Consider the following 19,478-nt stretch of genomic DNA (forward strand, 5'->3'; position numbering starts at 1 on the left):
TTTGTTATAAAGTAGAAAAGAGTTGATAAAACAAAGTTCTAACTGAATTTAAAACAAAGCCTTATGTTTTTAAATCTTGAAACAATACCGCCGTTTTATAAGGGCTACATCAAATTGGTTGAACAACCTGATGTACTACAGGCTCTTCGTATCTCAGGATACAGGATCATGGAGTTAATACACTCAATTCCTGACGCAAAAAGTGATTTCCGTTATGAAGAAGGTAAATGGTCCATTCGTGAAGTATTATGTCATATGATGGACGCTGAAAGGATTTTCGCCTATCGGGCTCTTCGCTTTGCGCGAAATGATAAAACACCTCTCGCGGGATTTGATGAACAGGAATATGCTCATCATCTCAATGCAACCAGCCGTAGTTTAAGGCAGATTGGAGATCAGATGCAGCATCTTAGAAGCTCTTCAGTTGATCTATTTGAAAGTTTCAGTGAGGAAATGTTGACTAGAAAGGGAACTGCCAACGGAAGTGAGCTTACCACGATTGCACTCGGCTTCATCATCGCCGGTCATGAAATACATCACTGCAAAATCCTGAAGGAGCGCTACCTTAGCGCATGATGAGATTAAATCGTTGCTATTGGATACTGATCGCGTTGGCCTCATCAGCCTGCTCATCTTCAGGCTATCTTACAAAGGCCATTCAAAAAACAGAAAAAGATCTTCATGACCATGTGGGTTTTGTTTTGTTTGATCCCTCAACTCAAAAAACAATTTGCGATTACCAGGGAGATCAATATTTTACTCCTGCCTCAAACACAAAGATCTTTACACTATATGCTTCCCTGAAAATATTAGGCGATTCTATTCCTGCTCTGAAATATTCTCAGCGGAATGATTCAATAATATTTTGGGGAACAGGTGATCCTGGATTCCTATATGAAAACACTTTTCATGAAGACCGTGTATATAACTTCTTGAAAAACAATACCTCAAAAATATTTTTCTCTTCATCTAATTTTCAGACGACTCATTTTGGAGCGGGCTGGGCATGGGATGATTACAATGATGCATATCAGGTCGAACGGACACCCTTTCCGATTTATGGAAATTATGCTTCCGTGAAGAAAAGTATAAAAAGCTTTACAGCATCACCAGATGTTTTTCAATATTCTATTATGGAACCATCCGTAAAGGAAAGGGGAGTTATGAAGAGAAGCATTTCAGAAAATAAGCTCACCTACATTCCAGGAAAGACGGATCGTCCTCGACAATGGAAAATTCCTTTTCACTATAGTGACGAACTTCTTACAAAGTTATTGACAGACACTCTTAAGAAGGAAGTAAGCCTCATCAACGTAAACCCGACATCAGATGTAAGAACCATTTATTCATCCACTCCTCCAGACAGCTTGTATAAAGTGCTGATGCAGGAGAGTGATAATTTTATAGCGGAGCAGCTTCTTTTGATTTGCTCTGGTGTTGTGAGTGACACTTTGAAAACGGAAATCGCTATTAAATATGTAAAAAAGAATTATCTCACAGATCTTCCGGATGAACCAATCTGGGTAGACGGTTCAGGTTTATCGCGCTATAATTTATTTACACCGCGTTCCGTTATACGCTTATGGGAAAAGATATATGCAATAGTGCCCAGGGAAAGACTGTTTCATATCCTGGCTATTGGTGGTGAAAGGGGTACGATCAAAAACTATTACAAAGGTGAAAAGCCATTTATTTTCGGAAAAACGGGCACTTTAAGTAATAATCACATTCTTAGCGGATACCTCGTTACCAGGAAAGGCAAAACATTCATCTTTAGCTGGATGAATAATAACTTTACAGCTCCAACAGGAGAGGTTAGAAGCAAAATGGAGGAACTCTTGAAAAAAATCTATGAAAAATATTAAGCACGTAATCATTTTTTTGTTGTTCGCCGGTTCTCTGCAAGCGCAGAATAAAGACATGATGGATGTTAAGATCGGTCAGATGCTTTTGATTGGATTTCCGAAAGCAGAAGTTGACGCTAAAGTTCTGGAAGACATCAAGTCTGGAAAGGTGGGGACCATCATCATCTTTGAAAAGAATATTCCAAAAGGACCTTCTTCATTTGCAGCATTAAAAAAAATTATCTGGACATATCAAAAAGCCGCACCTATTCCTCTTCTGATTTCAATTGATCAGGAAGGTGGCAAGGTAAATCGCCTGAAGGAAAAGTATGGATTCACAAAATCACTCACAGCCCAGGATATGGGTAAGGCAAAGACACTGGATTCGGTTCGCTTTTATTCAGAAGCAACGGCAGCCACTCTTGCTGGACTTGGCATCAATGTAAATTTTGCTCCAGTAGTTGATGTGGCAGTAAATCCAGCGAATCCAGTAATTGTTAAATCAGGAAGATCGTTTTCCGCCAGTCCTGATTCAGTTGCCCTATATGCCGAAGAATTTATTAAACCTCATAGAAAATTTGGAGTTAACACTGTGCTGAAACATTTTCCAGGTCACGGTAGCTCAATGGAAGACACTCACTTCGGCGTTGCAGATGTAACAAAAAGCTGGACTGCATCGGAATTAATTCCATATCAAAAATTGATAAATGCAGGTATTGTGGACGCTGTCATGACTGCTCATATTGTTAATAAGCAATTAGATCCAAAAGGTTATCCTGGAACATTATCCTCAAGAATCATTGATAGCCTTTTGCGTAAGCAATTACATTATGAAGGCGTTGTTTTTTCTGATGACATGCAGATGCAAGCTATTACTAAGCAATATGGATTGGAAGAGTCTATTAAGCTGGCGATCAACGCGGGCGTAGATATTCTATGCTTTGCCAATAACGTTCCGGGCAGTGAAGATCGCACTGTGAGTGTGGTGCATGCCATCATTCGTAAATTGGTGGATAGCGGACAAATAAAGCCTGAGAGAATTGATGAATCATTTAATCGGATATTAAAACTAAAATCAAAGATCGGCTCCAGCCCTGAAGAGTTTTTGCGCAGAGAACTGGATGCTACACGACTGGAACTTGTAAACCTGAAAAAGGCTCCCGAGATAAAACAGGAAACAAAAATAAAGACTGAGGAAGGGAAGCCTGTCGTTGAACCGCAGGAAGAAGATTCAAAGAGCAAGAAGAAAAAGAAGAGATCTTAATCCATTTTTATCATGAATGAACAGGAGATTCATGCTTTTAATGCTTCTGCAGTAAAAAGAGCAAGAAAAATGGCGGTGACTTTTGGAGTGCTCACGATCTTTTGGTTGATCTCAATGGTCTATGGATTTGTGCAAAGAGAAGTCAGGATAGAGGCTCAAAAAGAACTGGAAATGGCAAAGGCGCAATTATTAAAGTGTGAATCAAAATAATTCATTGACTAGATGAACTTACCCTTCAGAATCATCTCACCTAAAAATTCTGAAATTCCAATATTTGTCAGCGTTCCACACTGCGGCACCGCTTTCCCTGAAGAACTGATTGAGCAATACAAGCCGGAACTGGTATTATCGCCAGATGATACGGATTGGTTTGTTGACATCTTGTATGACTTTGTAAGTGAAATGGGCATTGGAATGATCGCAGCTCATTACAGCCGATGGGTGATTGATCTTAATCGTGATCCCCAAAGCAAGCCCCTTTATAACGATGGCAGAATTATCACAGCACTTTGTCCCACCACTACTTTTTTGGGAGAGTCGATTTATCTCGATGAAAGAAATGAAATCGCTCAAGAGGAAATTGAGCGCAGAGTAAAATTATATTACGACCCTTATCATAATAAAATACAGGAATCACTTGATGCTTTAAGGAAGAAGCACGGGAAAGTCTTGTTGTGGGATTGCCATTCGATCAGGCAAGTTGTTCCCACCATTCAAAAAGATAAGTTTCCGGATTTGATCCTCGGTGATGCTGACGGAATGTCTGCTGACCACACGCTAATCAATTCAACTCTTAGTGTACTAGGATCTTCAGAATATGTTCTGAGTCATAATCATCCTTTTAAAGGTGGCTACATAACGCGTCGATTCGGTCGTCCCGCAGAGAAGCAACATGCACTTCAGCTGGAGATGACTAAAGTAAATTACATGGATGATTCAGAAAAGAGATATGACAAGGCGAGAAGTGATAAAATGCGAAACCTTCTTCGTAAGAACTTTGAAAAACTCATTACTCAGCTATGATCGAGACTCCGGACCTGCATTTTTTTCGATTTGATGCTTTACTGCAACAGGAGGACTGGCTTACCCCTGCTTATATCGGTGTTGATAAAAAGGGTTTGATTCAATACCTATCCAATAAACCACATCCGCAGGGATCAGCAGTAGAAGCTGTTCGTGGATTTGTGCTCCCGGGATTTCAAAATTCACATTCGCATGCATTTCAGTATGCTATGGCAGGACTTGCAGAGAATCACTCATCAACAACTGACGATGATTTCTGGTCCTGGCGTGAGCAGATGTATAAATTTGCTTTATCAGTAGAGCCTGAAGAAGCTGAAGCGATTGCCACGATGCTCTATTCTGAAATGCTTCGGCATGGCTATACTCATGTTGCTGAGTTTCATTATCTCCACCATGACAAGGATGGTAAGCCTTATGTGAATCTTGCTGAAATGGGTGAGAGAATGATTGCAGCCGCAAAAACTGCCGGAATAAAAATTACACTCGTACCCGTCTTTTACCAGAAAGGTGGATTTGGTATCGATCCACAACCTCGTCAAAAGAGATTTATATCAGGAACCGTTGATGAGTATTTTAAGTTGTTGGATGAATCCAAATCTGTAATTAAAAATTATGAGGATGCAAAACTTGGATTCAGCGTGCATTCATTGAGAGCGGTTGATTTAAAAGACATTAAGACAACGTTTCAACAAGGACCAAAAGAATTGCCTTTCCATATTCATGTTGCTGAGCAGAAGAAGGAAATAGAAGACTGTGTTTCATTTAGCGGAAAGCGCCCCATGCAGTGGCTTCTTGAAAATCTTGAAGTGACAGAACGTTTTCATCTTATTCACTCCACCCATCTCGACGATCAGGAGTTAAAAAATCTGGCCGCATCAAAAGCAAATGTTGTGCTTTGTCCTTCAACGGAAGGCAATCTCGGAGATGGGATTTTCAGAATGCGTGAGTATTATCAGTTGGGAGGTCATTGGTCCATTGGAACAGACAGTCACATTGGATTGAATCCCTTTGAGGAATTCAGAATGATTGACTATCGCCAGCGACTGGTGACTAACAGAAGAAATATTTTTGATGATGCGGGGAAGTATTTGATCAAAGAATCCCTTTCATCTGGAAGAAGAGCGATGGGAATCAGTACAAAAGAGCATTTTGAAATTGGAAAACCCTTTGATGCGGTGGTAATTGATGCACATTCTCCTCTTTTAGCAAGTGCTTCTCTGGAAAATATTCTTCCCTCCATCGTATACACGGGTGACGCAAGCATTAATCTTGGAACTATTGTCAATGGTCAGTGGATCATCCGTCAGCAACACCATAGATATCAGGAATCAATTCACCAGCGTTTCGCTAAAGCATTAAAAAACCTTAAAGGAAGGTGATTCTCTTAGTTGAGTTGTCGTTTGACAAAGTCGATCTGTCGATATCATCTGCACCTTATCGTTTAAACATCATTTCTTGATTCACCTTGATTCCAACCATTGTATAAATGGGAAGAATCAAGCATCATGAAATATATCATTGCTCTTTTAGCATCATTCTTTTTGTTCGCGTGTGGTGAATGTGAAAATTCCAAGTACTATCAGGTGAAATCAAAAGATCCGATAAATGAATCATCAACGATGAGTCATTATGAAGTGATAGGAATAGGCTCCTGTGCAAGCTGGCAAAACAGGCAGGTCGTGCAATTCAATGACTCCACCAGCAAATTCAATGTGAGTCAGATCGTTAGCCGGGCCGTTATTAACAAGTACGAGTAAAAATTACTTTTCCCATTTCCAGTCACCGGCGAGGATCAAAGGCTCTTTCAGATGATTGTCGATCATGAATTGCTTTGTTGTTTCGCTATCCATTTTAGAGGCAGGAAGCTTGTCAGCGTTTGCTAATCCAAATAAGATCATTGTTCCAAAGCGAGCGCTGTTCCTGATGTGAGTTTCATTTACAAGATTGAAATCATCACAATCTGAATGGTAACATCCATAAATTGACCGATCGAGATTGCTGTGCATGGAAAGTATCGGAATGCCTTCAAGCATGAAAGGCTGATGATCACTGTGCAAACCAGAGTTGTTCGTGAACTTGTTCTTATAAATAGTGTCAATCTTCTGAATCTCTGCACCCAGGTTTTTATAGAAAGTCGTATCGGAAAGTTTTCCACCTGCATTTATTCCGACAGGATTACCACTCATGTCGCAGTTCATCATATACTTTATATTTTCAATCGAGCCATCTTTAACAGCTTCGGCCACCATATAGCGTGATCCAAGCAAACCCTGCTCTTCACCCATAAACATTACAAACTGAACTGTTCTTTTAGGTGCGAGTTTGTTGGCTTTGAATGCGCGCGCCATATCCAGAATTGAAAATGATCCTATTCCATTATCGATAGCACCCGTTGCGAGATCCCATGAATCAAGATGGCCTCCGATGATGATCTTTTCATCAGGAAGCTCTGAGCCTTTCAATGTTGCTACGACATTTCTGGCTTTGATGATATCACTATGATTGGTCATCACCAGACGCGCTTGAATTTTTTTTGTTTTTAATTTTTCTTTGAGTGCTTTTCCCGCTTCTTTACCAATGCAGACCGCTGGAATCGGAATTAATTCACCCGTAACAGAAGCTGTTCCCGTAAGGAGAACTCCCTTATCAACAGAGTTGAAAATGATAACGCCTTTTGCGCCATGATTGATAGCAATGGCTGTCTTTTCGCTGCGATGAAGATTGCGGGTACCTTCTTTGCTGCCTTCAAGAATGCTGATATATAAGAATGCGATCTTATCCTTTACGGCATCTTGTCTTCCTTCATAATCGGCCTCAAGTCCATTGCCCATGTCCACAACCTCACCTGTAACATCTGCCTGAACAGGTGAATGTCCAAGAGTCACAGCCTTTACGCTATCCACATCAATCGTTACGTATACATTTCCTCTTGACCAGGCTTCTACTTCAAACTCCTGGAATTTTACATCATCAAAACCATACTCTTTAAATTTGTTGTAAGTGTAATCCTCTGCCTTATGACCATTTTCTGACCCTGTAAGTCTGTGGCCAATGGTAGAAGTAGCCTCTTTCAACGTTGCATAAGCTTTTGAATTTTCAGAAACCTCGACGTTGATACGATTGAAGGTCTCGCTTTGAGTTTCCTTCTTTTCACAGGAGATCAAAGCAAGGAAGATTAACACTAATATGCTTGTTTTGAGGATGCAGATTTTCATGGCAGAGGAGTTTTAATGACGAAAGATAAGTAGTCTTTAACTTCAATAGGGCAGAATTATTCAGGCGGCTATTTTTTATATAGGAGCATGGAAGGAATCGAAATTGCGAGCCACAGAATGGCAATCCAGATTCCAAAAAATGAAAACAAAATCGTTCCTACAAGAAGGTAGAAGGCCGGAAATAAAAAAATTCCTACTCCAAATTTCAACGAAGTGATAAAGACGGGATCCTTAATCCCTTTTCTGATCCTGTGCCAGATGAATAAGGGTATGAAATTGATAACCGACGCGTACCATAGAAAATTAATAGGTGATGATCCATTCTGTTTAGTATGGATTACCTCACCGTTCTCAATCCGGGAAATTTGCTGATTGGTTTTTTCAGGATCCAGGAAATCAGGATTAAGATTCTTCAGTTGACTCATAATCGAATCGTACTGATTCTCATTCTCAATATGTGAGATTAATCTTTTCAATTGACTGCTCAATTCATCCCTCAATCCGTTGATATCGGTTGAATCTTTAAAATAATTTTTTGCAGAAATCGGTTTGCCGAAAAATACACTGACGCTTTCGCGAAAACCCTGATGATTGGAATAATTTAAACCTACCGGAACAATTGAAATATCCAATTCAGAATTCTTTTGCCAGGACTCAAAAGCTATTCTTGCAAAACCTTTTGTGAGAGGACGCAGCCTTCTCTTATCTCCATGATTACCTTCAGGAAAAATGACAACAGCTTCATTTTTCAAAAACAGATCATAACAGGCATCGAAAGTCTTTTCATTTTCAGACAATGATTTCCAACCATCCCGAATCCGGTAAATCGGAATCATGTTAAGTGTGGAGATCAACCACCGCGTTAAAGGCTTTTTGAAAATGTCTGCTCTAGTAAGAAAATGCGTTATGTGAGAATTGAAGCAAACGATAAGCAACGCATCCATAAACGCGTTTTGATGGTTGGCAGCAAAGATGACAGGACCTTTGGGAATATTCTCCTGACCATTGAGAATGATTTTTCTGAAATAAAATCGGAGACCAAGCCGGACGTAAATCCGTAGAAAAAAGTACCACGCCCGTTGCACTTTAAACGGTTTGAGTAGACGTTGCCTTTCCAGACCAGAATGTTGCCAAAGCTAATCCGGAAACGATATGCCAGATTCCCCACCACGCCGCAACGAAAGCCATTCCACCCAATCCATTGAAAAAACTAAAGATCAGGAAGAGTCCTAATCCCGAATTTTGAATGCCTGTTTCAATTGCAATTGTTTTTTGATCAGCTATGGAAAGACCCGCAACCTTTGCGGAAAAATAGCCAGTTAATAATGCAAAGGCATTGTGAATGAAAACAACCAGCAACACCATGTGAATGTGTGACAGGAAGTGATTGAGATTATTCGCGAAAGCAAGCAAAACAAATCCTGCGAAAATTATGATTGACAAAGGCTTCATGATCTTTGCAAGCTTCAATGCGGCATTGGAATAGTAATGAGAGAAAAGCATTCCGAATATCAGGGGAAATCCGGCAAGCATCAGAATAGATTCAAAAAGATCAATGGCGTTTAATTGAATTTCCTTTAGAAGTATCGAAGTAGGAGGGTATAAGCTTGCCCAAAGTTGAAGATTGAAAGGCGTCATCACGATTGCCAGCACTGTTCCAATTGCAGTAAGACTTACTGACAATGCTGTATTGCCTTTTGAAAGATGCGTTAGAAAATTCGAAATGTTTCCTCCGGGACAGGCAGCCACCAGCATCATACCAAGAGCAATGCTTGGTTGCGGGCGGATGATCATCACCAGCAGCCAGGTAATAAATGGTAATAAGATAAATTGAGAGGTAAGTCCAACGAACGAAGCCTTGGGAGATTCCGCTACTCTTTTGAAATCAGCGACTTTAAGATCAAGAGCTATTCCAAACATGATTAACGCCAGGCATACATTTAATGCCCAAAGATTTTCCTGATTGAAGTTGAGATGTATGTTATCGATATCCACGGGAAGGGTTTACCTAAAGATATTAGAATTTAAGGCACTTCACCATCCATGACCGAAGGCAATAATGAAAAAGGGCGCAGAAAAATCTCTCTGCGCCCTTTGACAATGAAAATTTCAAAGTTCTATTTCAGTTTTTCATCAAACAGTTTAAGAATGCGTTTGTATTCATCTGTCCAGCTGCTTGGTTCCACAAACCCATGATCCTCCACCGGATAAACGGCGAGTTCCCAGTTGTCTTTTCCAAGTTCGATCAGACGTTGTGTCAGACGCACAGCATCTTCAAAATGAACATTTACATCAACCATTCCGTGACAGATAAGAAGATGACCTTTCAATCCAGCGGCATGATACAGTGGAGAACTCTTAGCATATGAAATACTATCAGTCATCGGTTCATTCAGAATACTTGCTGTATATCCGTGATTGTAATGAGCCCAATCAGTGACAGGACGAAGTGCGGCACCTGCAGTGAAAACATCCGGCGTTGTGAATAATGCCATCAAAGTAATGAAGCCTCCGTAAGAACCTCCATAAATACCAATGCGTTTAGGATTGACATTATATTTTTCAACAAGCCACTTTGCACCATCGACATTATCAGTGAGATCTTTTCCACCCATAAAGCGATAAACTCCTGTGCGCCAGTCGCGACCATATCCAGCGCTTGCACGGTAATCCATATCAAGAACGGTATATCCTTTATCAGCAAGTAAATTATGGAACATGTATTCTCGGAAGTAATTGCTCCACCATTTATGAGCATTCTGCAGATATCCGGCTCCGTGCACAAAGATCACGGCGGCACCATTTGGTTTTGCGGGTTTGAAAACGCGCGTGTAAACATCCGCACCGTCTCTTGCTTTGAAGGTTGTTACTTCAGGATCTTTCCATGGATAGGATTTAAATTCTTCAGACAATGAATTTGTGATCTGCTGTGGCTTTGCGCCGGCTTTATTTTCCTGAATGTAAAGTTCCCATGGCTTATTGCTGTAAGACGATCGGATCGCCATCCACTTTTCATCCGGCGAAAGAGAAACCTCATTTGCGCCTGTCAAGGTGGTTAATCGTGTCGCAGTTCCACCTGTGACGGGAAGCCTGTAATATTGTTTCTCACCAGGATGAACTTCGTTGGTTGATATGTAAAAGCTCTTCTTGTCCTTTGATAAGCTTACGTTTTGAACTTCATATTTGCCAGAAGTCAGCGCCTGAGATTTGCCAGCTGCAAAATCATAAACGTATAAGTGTGAATAGCCAGTACTTTCGGATTGAAACCAAAATTGATTATTGTTTATCCAGCTGATCAAACCTCCTCCGAAACCACCACCGCCGCCGATCCATGCTTCATCACGATGACGATCCAGCAATTTTAGTTTTTGAGTAGAAACATCGAGTGACAATAACCAGCGATCTTTATTATCCTGGGCACGTGCAATAACAACATTGTTCTTTCCATCCTCGCTCCAGTAAGGACCAAAGAATGTTACGGGTCTTGGTTCAGGCTTTTTCTCTTTGCCCTTGTCTTTGTCATTCTTGGAAACTTTGGCAGGATAATCCTTACTGAAATCTGTTGCGTCAAATATTCCCGGAATTTCATTTGTCTTAACTACCAGGGTAGTGTCCTTATCGATTGAATAAACCCATAGCTCCGAAGTATTCTGTGCGGCGCCAACCTTGGTGCGTGCAGGAATGTCTTCTGTGAATCCGGATTCAGTTACATAGTTCGGAACGATCGTAGCCTTTGCATCGGAGGCTGTTTTTGTCAGTCGATAAGTGACAGTCTTTCCATCCGGACTTAGCTGAAGCTGATCAATATTTTTCTCATCGATATAAATTTCTTTTGGTCTGTCAACACGATCGGCCTTCAGCATTTTTTCTGTTGCTTTCCTGTTGTTGCTTCTTTCTCTCAACACCTGGAAGTATGCAAGCTGATCAGCTTTCAACCATTTCAACTGGTCATTCAATTTGGGATCAGCTTTTTTTGAACCTTTGCGAAAATCTGTTAATTGAGAATATGCACCACTGGCGATTTCCCATGAATAAAGATTGGACGCTGCAGTGAAAATTATCTTTCGCTCATCTAATGAGAAAGTTGGATTAGATTCTCTCTCATTTGTAAACGTTACCTGATTGATTTTTCCGGTAGCTACATCCAGTATGAAAATGTCTCCGCCTTTTTCGTAGACTTTTTTATTACGGGCATTGTTATAAGATCCATTACCTGAGGGAAGCTTTCTGCGAACATCCGGACTTACTTTTTGAGGTACTCTGTTCGCCAGAGAAATTGTGTAAAGTGAATCTCCCTGATTCTTGTCAGGATTCCAGTTAAAGTAAAGTTGCTTACCATCCTCACTCCAGAATACGTTAGAAGGAGCAACACCGATCCATTTCGGATCACGCATGATTTTTTCAACGGTAAGTGTTGTGAGTTGTTGGGCTTGTGACGAAAATCCGATCAAAAGCAGGAATATGATTTTTTTCATAGTGAGGGTTGATAATTATGTGAATTTATTCAAAACACCCTTTCTCAAAAGGAAAGATGTGATGAAAGGCATTGAGTCAGTTCAGAGACGCAGATAGTTGATAAGCAGCCGTAATTATTCTCTTTTCTTTTCTTTGGTAAAGTCGCTGAACATGCTGTTGAATATGGACAGGATCAGACTGAAAGCAAGCGCCCACAAGAATCCTTCGACACGAAAGCCATCAACAAAATAATCCACCATCAGGATAATTACAGCGTTAATGACTAATAGAAAAAGACCAAGTGTAAAGATGGTGATGGGAATAGTAAGAATGATAAGGACAGGCTTAACCAGGACGTTTGATATCGAAATAAGAACAGCCACTAAAAGGGCATCCCAAAAATCATGTAGTTCCACACCCGGAAGAAGATAGCTTGTGAGAACAACAGCGACTCCGGAGAGAAGAAATCGAAGGATCAGGTTCATATGATAATTTTGAATGGAAGTTGCCATAAAAAATCCATGAAAAAAATCACAATGAATGGATTTTTTAGGCAACGCAGACGTTACTAAATTCGAACGATGTACGCGATAGTAGATATTGAAACGACGGGTGGGTATGCGGAAAATCACCGCATGACGGAAATCGCTATATATCATCACGATGGATTGCAGATCACAGACCGCTTTCAAACATTACTAAATCCAGGAAGGAGAATACCTGATTTCATTACCGGACTCACGGGCATCTCTACGGAAATGGTGATGAAAGCACCTTCCTTTGAAGAAATAGCTTCCGAGATTTATGATTGGCTGAAAGACAGGGTATTCGTAGCACACAATGCCCACTTTGATTACAGCTTTATAAAAAAAGAATTTGATGATGCTGGTATTCAATGGGGACCCAGAAAACTTTGTACAGTACGACTTGGAAGAAAAATTATTCCGGGACTTGATTCTTATAGCCTTGGGAGATTATCGGAAAGTCTTGGCATAAAGATATTGGACCGTCACCGTGCAGGAGGAGATGCTGAAGCCACGGCAAAAATTTTTGACATTTACCTCAAGCGTGATATGGAAGGTGTCATTGCCAAAGCTTTAAAGCGAAGTTCAGGCGAAACGACTCTTCCACCTAATCTGGCAAAAGAAGAATTTGATAAGCTGCCCTCCAAAGCCGGAGTATATTATTTTCTTGATGCGCGTGATAAGGTGATCTATGTTGGCAAGGCAAACAATATTAAAAAGAGAATAGCCGGACATTTTAGCGGTGAAGCACGTGAATGGAACAGATCTAACATTCGTAATGAGATTCATCGCATCAATTATGAACTTACAGGGAATGAACTCATCGCGCTCATTCTTGAATCGCAGGAAATAAGAAAGCTTTGGCCGAAGTATAACCTTGCTCAAAAGTATAAGCTTGAAGAGTGGGGCATCTTTGAATACGAAGATCAAAAGGGATACCTGCGCTTTGTAGTAAATGTTGTTACTAAAAACTCAAAGCCATTGATCACGTTCAGTTCGAAAAGTGATGCGTGGAGTTTTTTGTGGGAAAAAGTAAAAGCATTTGACCTTTGCCCTAAGCTTTCAGGATTACAAATAGCGAAAGGCCCGTGCTATGCACATCAGTCGGGTGGATGTAAAGGAGCCTGTGAGGGTAAGATTTCCTCAGAGTCTTACAATCAAAGTATGCAGCAGTCGATCGACACCTTTTTTGGTGAAGGAGAAACGGTGGCTATCATTGGACGGGGAAGAGAGTCGGAGGAGCGATCACTTATTTTGGTGGAGAAAGGAAGCTACCTCGGCTTTGGATTTGTCAGCCAGGATATTGCCATTGATGATTTTGAATCCGCCAAAAATTATATCCACCTGAGCAAGGATAACCGGGTCGTGCAAAACCTCGTTAATTCTTATTTATTAAACCCCCGCGGCACCGAGATTATTCCATTTTAACCCCTCCTTTTGCCGATTGAATAACCGTGCAAATCTTATTGAATTTTTAAAACCCAAATCCCTAATATTGCGGTTAATTTTTTTGAGAAAATCGTATGGCAATCGAATCAACGACTGAACAACAACAGGAACACCGCCGCAAAATCAGCCAGGTTTACACCGAAGTGGCCAAAGTGGTAGTAGGTCAGGAATATATGGTGAATCGCCTTTTGATAGGCCTTTTCACCAATGGACACGTTTTGCTTGAAGGCGTTCCGGGACTTGCAAAAACGCTTACCATCTCTACTGTTGCCAGAGTATTGCATCTGGATTTTCAACGCATCCAGTTCACTCCTGATCTTTTACCATCTGACCTTGTAGGAACGATGATCTACAATCAGAAGGACGGAAAGTTTGAAGTAAAAAAAGGCCCGATCTTCGCAAACATTATTCTTGCAGATGAGATCAATCGCTCACCTGCAAAAGTTCAGTCAGCTCTCCTGGAAGCCATGCAGGAAAAAACGGTGACTATTGGTGAGACAACCTTTACCCTTGATAAACCATTCCTTGTATTGGCCACTCAAAATCCTGTGGAAAATGAAGGAACCTATCCTCTTCCTGAAGCTCAGGTTGACCGATTTATGATGAAGGTTTTCGTTGATTATCCTACCAAAGAGCAGGAGTTGGAGATCATGAGGAGAATATCAAATCTTCAATATGACTACACAGTTAATCAAGTACTCACGAAGGATGATATCTTTTCTATCCGTAATGAAGTGAACAAAATAAAGATCTCCGAATCACTTGAACGGTATATCATTGAATTGATTTCTGCCACTCGCAATGCAAAAGAATATAAGCTGGAAAATGAAGCGCAGTATATTCAATTTGGGGCATCACCTCGTGCCAGTATCAATCTGAATCTTGCATCAAAGGCAGCAGCTTATCTTGAAGGAAGGGACTACGTATTGCCGGAAGATATTAAGGAAGTGGCTCGCGATGTCCTCAATCACCGCATCATCCTGAATTATGAAGCGGAAGCAGATAATGTTAAGACGATCGATATCATCAAAGCCATCCTCAACAAGGTCCCGATCAACAAATAACATTAACCAAACTTTAATTTCATTAAGTTTTCTTTAACGGAATGTTATTGGGTTGGAGCGCTTAACATCCTCACAATCATTGGTTATAACCCTTACGTCCCATCAAAAAAGTGCATTATCTATAGGAATTTTGAGGATTTTGGGCTGCGGGTTTAACAATTAGGTAACATACCAGCATTAGCCGGGTAATATTGGCCAGCGACCTTTGCGACCAAATATATCCCCCATGCGTCAGGCCTTTTTCACAACACTTTTTTCACTTATCACAGGTATAGCTTTTGCCCAGGTTGGTACTATTAAAGGTACTATCAAGGACGAAAAAACCGGTGAGCCAATGATTGGGGCTAACGTCGTTATTGAAGGAACGACAACGGGTGGTTCAACCGATATTGAGGGTGGGTTCACCATTCCAAAAGTAAAAGCCGGTACTTATTCTATTGTCATATCATCTATTTCATATTCTACCAAGACCGTTCCGAATGTTGTAGTGTATCCAGACCAAACAACGGTTCTTAATACTTCTATTGCAGAAGACGCAAAGACACTTGAATCAGTCGTGGTTTCAGGAAGAAGATCAACTGACACTGAACTATCGGTGATGACAGAACTAAAAGCTTCAGATCTGGTTGCTGTGGGAATTTCTTCTCAGCAAATAAAAATGTCTCAGGATCGTGATGCTGCACAAGTCATTCGCAGAATGCCAGGGGTTACGATTATAGGCAATCGCTTCGTTAACGTCAGAGGATTAAGCGAACGATACAGCACCGTTATGATCAATGGTGTGATTGCACCAAGTTCTGAAGTTGATTCAAAAGCTTTTTCATTTGATCTGATTCCAAGCAATATGCTGGATCGTATGCTGGTTTATAAATCAGGTTCTCCGGAATTACCGGGAGAATTTGCTGGCGCAGATATCAGCATCTACACCAAAAATGTAGTGGAAGAAAACTCTATGTCACTTTCTGTTTCCGGGAGCTTTAGAAATAATACAACAGGTCAGCAGGTGGCATTAAGTCAGGAAAAAGGAGGTACCGATTGGTTGGGTTCTGATGATGGAACGCGTCAATTGCCAGGTTCTTTTCCGACAGTAAATCTCAGATCCCTGTCTTTTGCAAATTCGACAGAGCAGAATCAACTGATCACAGCAACCAGAAGCCTTCCGAATACATGGGGTGCAAGAAACTTCACGGCTTTACCTGATCTGCGTGTGAATTTTGATTTCTCCAGAACAATGAAATTATGGGGCCGTAAGCTGGACAACATTACTTCTATCAGCTATGCAGTAACCAATCAGCGACTTGAAACAGAACAGAATTACTGGGACACATTCTCCGTGGCTAATCAAAGCAGCACTCCGCGCTATAAGTACAATGATGTAAGATTTACTCAAACCAACAGAGTAGGACTTGTTAGCAATTTTACTTTTGAAATAAATCCAAGCAACAGAATTGAATTCAGAAATTTCTATAATCAGCAAGGTCAGAATCAATCAACTTTCCGTACAGGAACAGAGAACAACATCGGGTTTGATGCTAAGAATGAATCATTCAATTATTTCGGAAGAAACCTTTACTCAGGACAACTGGCAGGTAAGCACAGTGTATCCAATGTGGTAAACTTCAACTGGATATTGGGCTACAACAACACAACAGCAGATCAGCCGGACTATAGAAGAATCAGGTCTCAAAGATTATCAGGAACTGATGATCCGTTTACAGTGGTATTGCCACCGACAGCAAGTTCAATTGAAGCAGGAAGATTCTATTCAAAGTTGAATGAGCAGACCTACTCAGTTGTAGGAAATGTTGAGATAAAACTGAATCCAAGTGCTGATGAGAATCATCAATCAAAGATCATCACTGGATATTATGTTGAGCAAAAAGACAGAACTTTTAATGCACGATGGATGTCTTACAAATGGCTTGGCACTCCTGACCTGACATTGCAGGCGCGTCCTTTCGATCAGATCTTCACTCCGCAAACACTTGGAACCAATTTTATCCTGGAGGAGGGAACGAACGTCGGTCCTGGCAACTATGATCGTTATGACGGACATAATCAGTTATTCGCTGGATATGTTGGGATCGTAACTCCTTTTGCAGATAAATTCAGATTATCTGCAGGACTTCGTGTAGAAGATAACTTGCAGCAGATCGATGTTTACAATGATAAGGGAGCAAGAATCAGACTTGTAGACAATGATGTCCTGGTTCCAATGCCTTTCCTGAATCTTTCTTACAACGTAACAGAAAAGATGATGCTTCGTCTGGCTTACAGTAAGACAGTAAACAGACCTGTATTCAGAGAATTGGCGCCCTTCAATTATTACGACTTTGACAGAAACGCTGATATCTTCGGTAACAAGGATTTGAAAACAGCAAAGATTGATAACATTGATCTTAGTTGGGAATTGTATCCAACCAAACAGGAAAAGATTTCATTAGGAGTATTCTATAAAAACTTTGTAGATCCGATTGAACAATATTTAGCTGCAGGTTCTAACCTTCGTTACGGATACACCAATGCTAATCAGGCAACCAATTATGGAATAGAAGCGGAGGTTCGTAAATCCCTTGAAAATGTATCATCGGCTTTCCTTAGCAAATTGACATTCGTGTTTAATGGAGCATTGATAAAAAGTAATATCGATTTACCTGCTGCTCTTGACAATCTTGATCGCAGCCGGGCAATGCAGGGACAATCCCCTTATGTTGTGAACGCAAGTGCTTATTACAACAACATTGAAAAGGGCCTACAGGTAAGTATTCAATACAACGTGTTTGGCAAGAGAATCTTCGCGGTAGGTGATAAGCTTGGAAACGCTACTCAATATGAAATGCCAAGAAATCAAATCGATCTTACAGTTACCAAGCAACTCTCAGATCGTTTGGAATTGAAATTTGGAATTCAGGATATACTTAATCAGCGATATCAGCTTTTACAGGATTCACAATTACCTGATGGATCATCCAGTGGTGTAATGGAGACAATTCAAAGCTATCGTTTTGGTCAATACACAACACTTGGTGTGGTTTGGAAACTATATTAAGGGAATGTTAACAGCAAATGAAAAAGGATTCCAACTGGAATCCTTTTTTGTTAAACAGGGCATTTGACAATCCTTTAATTAAACTACTACTAATGTTCAGTTAACGCTGTCATAATCTTACCCCCATAAGTTTGTGGCAAAATTATTCAATGACCACAAAACGTCTTTCCATGAAAAAAATAACACTTCTTTCAATTAACGCCATTCTTATGGTTTTTATTCTTGCATTGAATTCCTGCAAGAAAGATGATCCGGCACCCGTTATTGACACGGAGGATGATGTTACAGAGGCTATCACAACCAATACAACCTGGACAGCCAATAAAAAATATACTCTAAAAGGAAATATCTATGTTCAGGCTCCTGCAGAACTTACAATTGAGCCAGGTACAATCATCATTGGCGACAAGGTTACAAAAGGCGCTTTGATCGTAAGCCGTGGTGCTAAGATCCACGCCGTTGGAACAGCTACAAAGCCAATCATTTTTACATCATCAGCACCAGTTGCTTTCCGTAACTATGGAGACTGGGGTGGTGTAGTTATTCTTGGAAAAGCTCAGAACAATCAATCTGCAAGCCAGCCAATTGAAGGAATTTCAGCACCATCAGGAGACAATGGTCTTTATGGTGGCGATGGTTCAACAGATAACGACAATAGCGGAGAGTTTCAATATGTTCGCATTGAGTTTGCGGGTATCGCTTTGTCAACAGACAATGAATTGAATGGTCTTACCATGGGCGGAGTTGGAAGCGCAACAAAAATTGATCACGTACAGGTTTCTTATTCAGGTGATGATTCATACGAGTGGTTCGGTGGAAAAGTGAACACTTCTTATATGATCGCTTACCGTGGATGGGATGATGAGTTTGATACAGATTTCGGTTACAGCGGATTCAATCAGTTCCTGGTTTCTTTCCGTGATCCTAACATCGCTGATAAATCTGGTTCTAATGGATTTGAATCAGATAATGATGCTCTTGGTGATAACAAATCGCCACAGACAGCAGCGACTTTTGCTAACGTGACATTCTTCGGTCCATTCATGTTTGCAACCCTGTCTGGCGGTGGTGCATTACAGGCGAATGCAGTAAGTGCAAACTATGCACGCGGTGCACACATTCGCAGAAACTCAGCATTGAAGGTTTATAACTCAGTTTTCGCAGGAGCGAATATTAACGGAATTTTCTTTGAGCAAACCAGTGGTGCTGCTGTATTCCAGGGAAATTATGTTGGACGTATCACAGGTGTAGCAAAAGTTACTCCTGTTGACAACACGGCAACTGGCGGATCAATCTATAATCATGCAAACTTTGCAGTTGATAATCTTATTGAGGCTCCGATTAACAAAGTTGATTTGACGGGCTTATTTGCCGGATCAACTTTGAATCTTTGGAACATCAATACTCCAAGCGCATTGTTAGCCCCTGCATCAACTTTACTTACAGGTGCGGTAACAACTCCAGCATTCCCTTCAGGTTTTGGATTTGCAACAGTAGCTTACAAAGGAGCATTTGATTCAAGCAATAACTGGGCGAGCAGCACATGGACGAATTACGATCCTAACAACACGGCGTATTAATAGTAAATTTT

16 protein-coding genes are annotated in these 19,478 nt (G+C 40.7%); 11 read left to right on the plus strand and 5 right to left on the minus strand.

The window, feature by feature from the left end:
* Nucleotides 1–63 precede the first annotated feature (63 nt).
* From HOP08_10575 to HOP08_10605, 7 genes are all read left to right on the plus strand, one after another.
* The gene (locus tag HOP08_10575; GenBank protein ID NOT75365.1) at nucleotides 64–576 is read left to right on the plus strand and encodes a DinB family protein; all 513 of its coding nucleotides are present in this window, start codon (nucleotides 64–66) and stop codon (nucleotides 574–576) included.
* The gene (locus tag HOP08_10580; protein NOT75366.1) at nucleotides 573–1,865 is read left to right on the plus strand and encodes a D-alanyl-D-alanine carboxypeptidase; all 1,293 of its coding nucleotides are present in this window, start codon (nucleotides 573–575) and stop codon (nucleotides 1,863–1,865) included. The genes HOP08_10575 and HOP08_10580 overlap by 4 nt, the downstream gene beginning before the upstream one ends.
* The gene (locus HOP08_10585) at nucleotides 1,852–3,108 is read left to right on the plus strand and encodes a glycoside hydrolase family 3 protein (protein NOT75367.1); all 1,257 of its coding nucleotides are present in this window, start codon (nucleotides 1,852–1,854) and stop codon (nucleotides 3,106–3,108) included. The genes HOP08_10580 and HOP08_10585 overlap by 14 nt, the downstream gene beginning before the upstream one ends.
* Nucleotides 3,109–3,120: 12 nt before the next feature.
* Entirely contained in the window at nucleotides 3,121–3,318 is a 198-nt protein-coding gene (locus tag HOP08_10590) for a hypothetical protein (protein NOT75368.1), read from the plus strand.
* A gap of 12 nt (nucleotides 3,319–3,330) precedes the next feature.
* Nucleotides 3,331–4,131 (plus strand): N-formylglutamate deformylase, encoded by an 801-nt coding sequence (locus tag HOP08_10595; GenBank protein ID NOT75369.1) that lies wholly within the window; start codon nucleotides 3,331–3,333, stop codon nucleotides 4,129–4,131.
* Between the two features lie 14 nt (nucleotides 4,132–4,145).
* The gene (gene hutF, locus HOP08_10600; protein NOT75370.1) at nucleotides 4,146–5,510 is read left to right on the plus strand and encodes a formimidoylglutamate deiminase; all 1,365 of its coding nucleotides are present in this window, start codon (nucleotides 4,146–4,148) and stop codon (nucleotides 5,508–5,510) included.
* A 126-nt stretch (nucleotides 5,511–5,636) separates the two neighbouring features.
* On the plus strand, nucleotides 5,637–5,888 hold the full coding sequence (locus tag HOP08_10605; GenBank protein ID NOT75371.1) for a hypothetical protein: 252 nt from the start codon (nucleotides 5,637–5,639) through the stop codon (nucleotides 5,886–5,888).
* Between the two features lie 3 nt (nucleotides 5,889–5,891).
* Here the strand turns inward: HOP08_10605 and HOP08_10610 are convergent, their stop codons facing one another.
* From HOP08_10610 to HOP08_10630, 5 genes are all read right to left on the minus strand, one after another.
* Entirely contained in the window at nucleotides 5,892–7,346 is a 1,455-nt protein-coding gene (locus HOP08_10610; protein ID NOT75372.1) for a M20/M25/M40 family metallo-hydrolase, read from the minus strand.
* 68 nt (nucleotides 7,347–7,414) lie between these two features.
* Entirely contained in the window at nucleotides 7,415–8,431 is a 1,017-nt protein-coding gene (locus HOP08_10615; GenBank protein NOT75373.1) for a hypothetical protein, read from the minus strand.
* A 1-nt stretch (nucleotide 8,432) separates the two neighbouring features.
* The gene (locus tag HOP08_10620) at nucleotides 8,433–9,266 is read right to left on the minus strand and encodes a bile acid:sodium symporter family protein (GenBank protein NOT75374.1); all 834 of its coding nucleotides are present in this window, start codon (nucleotides 9,264–9,266) and stop codon (nucleotides 8,433–8,435) included.
* A gap of 197 nt (nucleotides 9,267–9,463) precedes the next feature.
* Nucleotides 9,464–11,821 carry a S9 family peptidase gene (locus HOP08_10625; GenBank protein NOT75375.1) on the minus strand — a complete coding sequence of 786 codons (2,358 nt, stop codon included), beginning with the start codon at nucleotides 11,819–11,821 and terminating at the stop codon, nucleotides 9,464–9,466.
* Between the two features lie 114 nt (nucleotides 11,822–11,935).
* On the minus strand, nucleotides 11,936–12,286 hold the full coding sequence (locus tag HOP08_10630) for a phage holin family protein (protein NOT75376.1): 351 nt from the start codon (nucleotides 12,284–12,286) through the stop codon (nucleotides 11,936–11,938).
* 96 nt (nucleotides 12,287–12,382) lie between these two features.
* Between HOP08_10630 and HOP08_10635 the strand changes: the two genes are divergently transcribed.
* The 4 genes from HOP08_10635 (at nucleotide 12,383) to HOP08_10650 (ending at nucleotide 19,467) form a co-directional block, all read left to right on the plus strand.
* On the plus strand, nucleotides 12,383–13,753 hold the full coding sequence (locus HOP08_10635) for a GIY-YIG nuclease family protein (protein NOT75377.1): 1,371 nt from the start codon (nucleotides 12,383–12,385) through the stop codon (nucleotides 13,751–13,753).
* 95 nt (nucleotides 13,754–13,848) lie between these two features.
* The gene (locus HOP08_10640) at nucleotides 13,849–14,838 is read left to right on the plus strand and encodes a MoxR family ATPase (GenBank protein NOT75378.1); all 990 of its coding nucleotides are present in this window, start codon (nucleotides 13,849–13,851) and stop codon (nucleotides 14,836–14,838) included.
* A gap of 226 nt (nucleotides 14,839–15,064) precedes the next feature.
* Nucleotides 15,065–17,887, plus strand: a complete 2,823-nt coding sequence (locus HOP08_10645; protein NOT75379.1) for a TonB-dependent receptor — start codon at nucleotides 15,065–15,067, stop codon at nucleotides 17,885–17,887.
* A gap of 149 nt (nucleotides 17,888–18,036) precedes the next feature.
* Complete coding sequence (locus HOP08_10650) at nucleotides 18,037–19,467, plus strand: hypothetical protein (protein ID NOT75380.1); 1,431 nt, start codon at nucleotides 18,037–18,039, stop codon at nucleotides 19,465–19,467.
* Nucleotides 19,468–19,478 lie beyond the last annotated feature (11 nt).

Source organism: Cyclobacteriaceae bacterium (genome assembly GCA_013141055.1).
Lineage (GTDB): Bacteria > Bacteroidota > Bacteroidia > Cytophagales > Cyclobacteriaceae > ELB16-189.

Coding starts and splice junctions, on each gene's coding strand:
- HOP08_10575 (NOT75365.1), top strand. CDS start 64: ATGTTTTTAAATCTTGAAACAATACCGCCGTTTTATAAGGGCTACATC.
- HOP08_10580 (NOT75366.1), top strand. CDS start 573: ATGATGAGATTAAATCGTTGCTATTGGATACTGATCGCGTTGGCCTCA.
- HOP08_10585 (NOT75367.1), top strand. CDS start 1,852: ATGAAAAATATTAAGCACGTAATCATTTTTTTGTTGTTCGCCGGTTCT.
- HOP08_10590 (NOT75368.1), top strand. CDS start 3,121: ATGAATGAACAGGAGATTCATGCTTTTAATGCTTCTGCAGTAAAAAGA.
- HOP08_10595 (NOT75369.1), top strand. CDS start 3,331: ATGAACTTACCCTTCAGAATCATCTCACCTAAAAATTCTGAAATTCCA.
- HOP08_10605 (NOT75371.1), top strand. CDS start 5,637: ATGAAATATATCATTGCTCTTTTAGCATCATTCTTTTTGTTCGCGTGT.
- HOP08_10610 (NOT75372.1), bottom strand. CDS start 7,346: ATGAAAATCTGCATCCTCAAAACAAGCATATTAGTGTTAATCTTCCTT.
- HOP08_10620 (NOT75374.1), bottom strand. CDS start 9,266: ATGTTTGGAATAGCTCTTGATCTTAAAGTCGCTGATTTCAAAAGAGTA.
- HOP08_10625 (NOT75375.1), bottom strand. CDS start 11,821: ATGAAAAAAATCATATTCCTGCTTTTGATCGGATTTTCGTCACAAGCC.
- HOP08_10630 (NOT75376.1), bottom strand. CDS start 12,286: ATGAACCTGATCCTTCGATTTCTTCTCTCCGGAGTCGCTGTTGTTCTC.
- HOP08_10635 (NOT75377.1), top strand. CDS start 12,383: ATGTACGCGATAGTAGATATTGAAACGACGGGTGGGTATGCGGAAAAT.
- HOP08_10640 (NOT75378.1), top strand. CDS start 13,849: ATGGCAATCGAATCAACGACTGAACAACAACAGGAACACCGCCGCAAA.
- HOP08_10645 (NOT75379.1), top strand. CDS start 15,065: ATGCGTCAGGCCTTTTTCACAACACTTTTTTCACTTATCACAGGTATA.
- HOP08_10650 (NOT75380.1), top strand. CDS start 18,037: ATGACCACAAAACGTCTTTCCATGAAAAAAATAACACTTCTTTCAATT.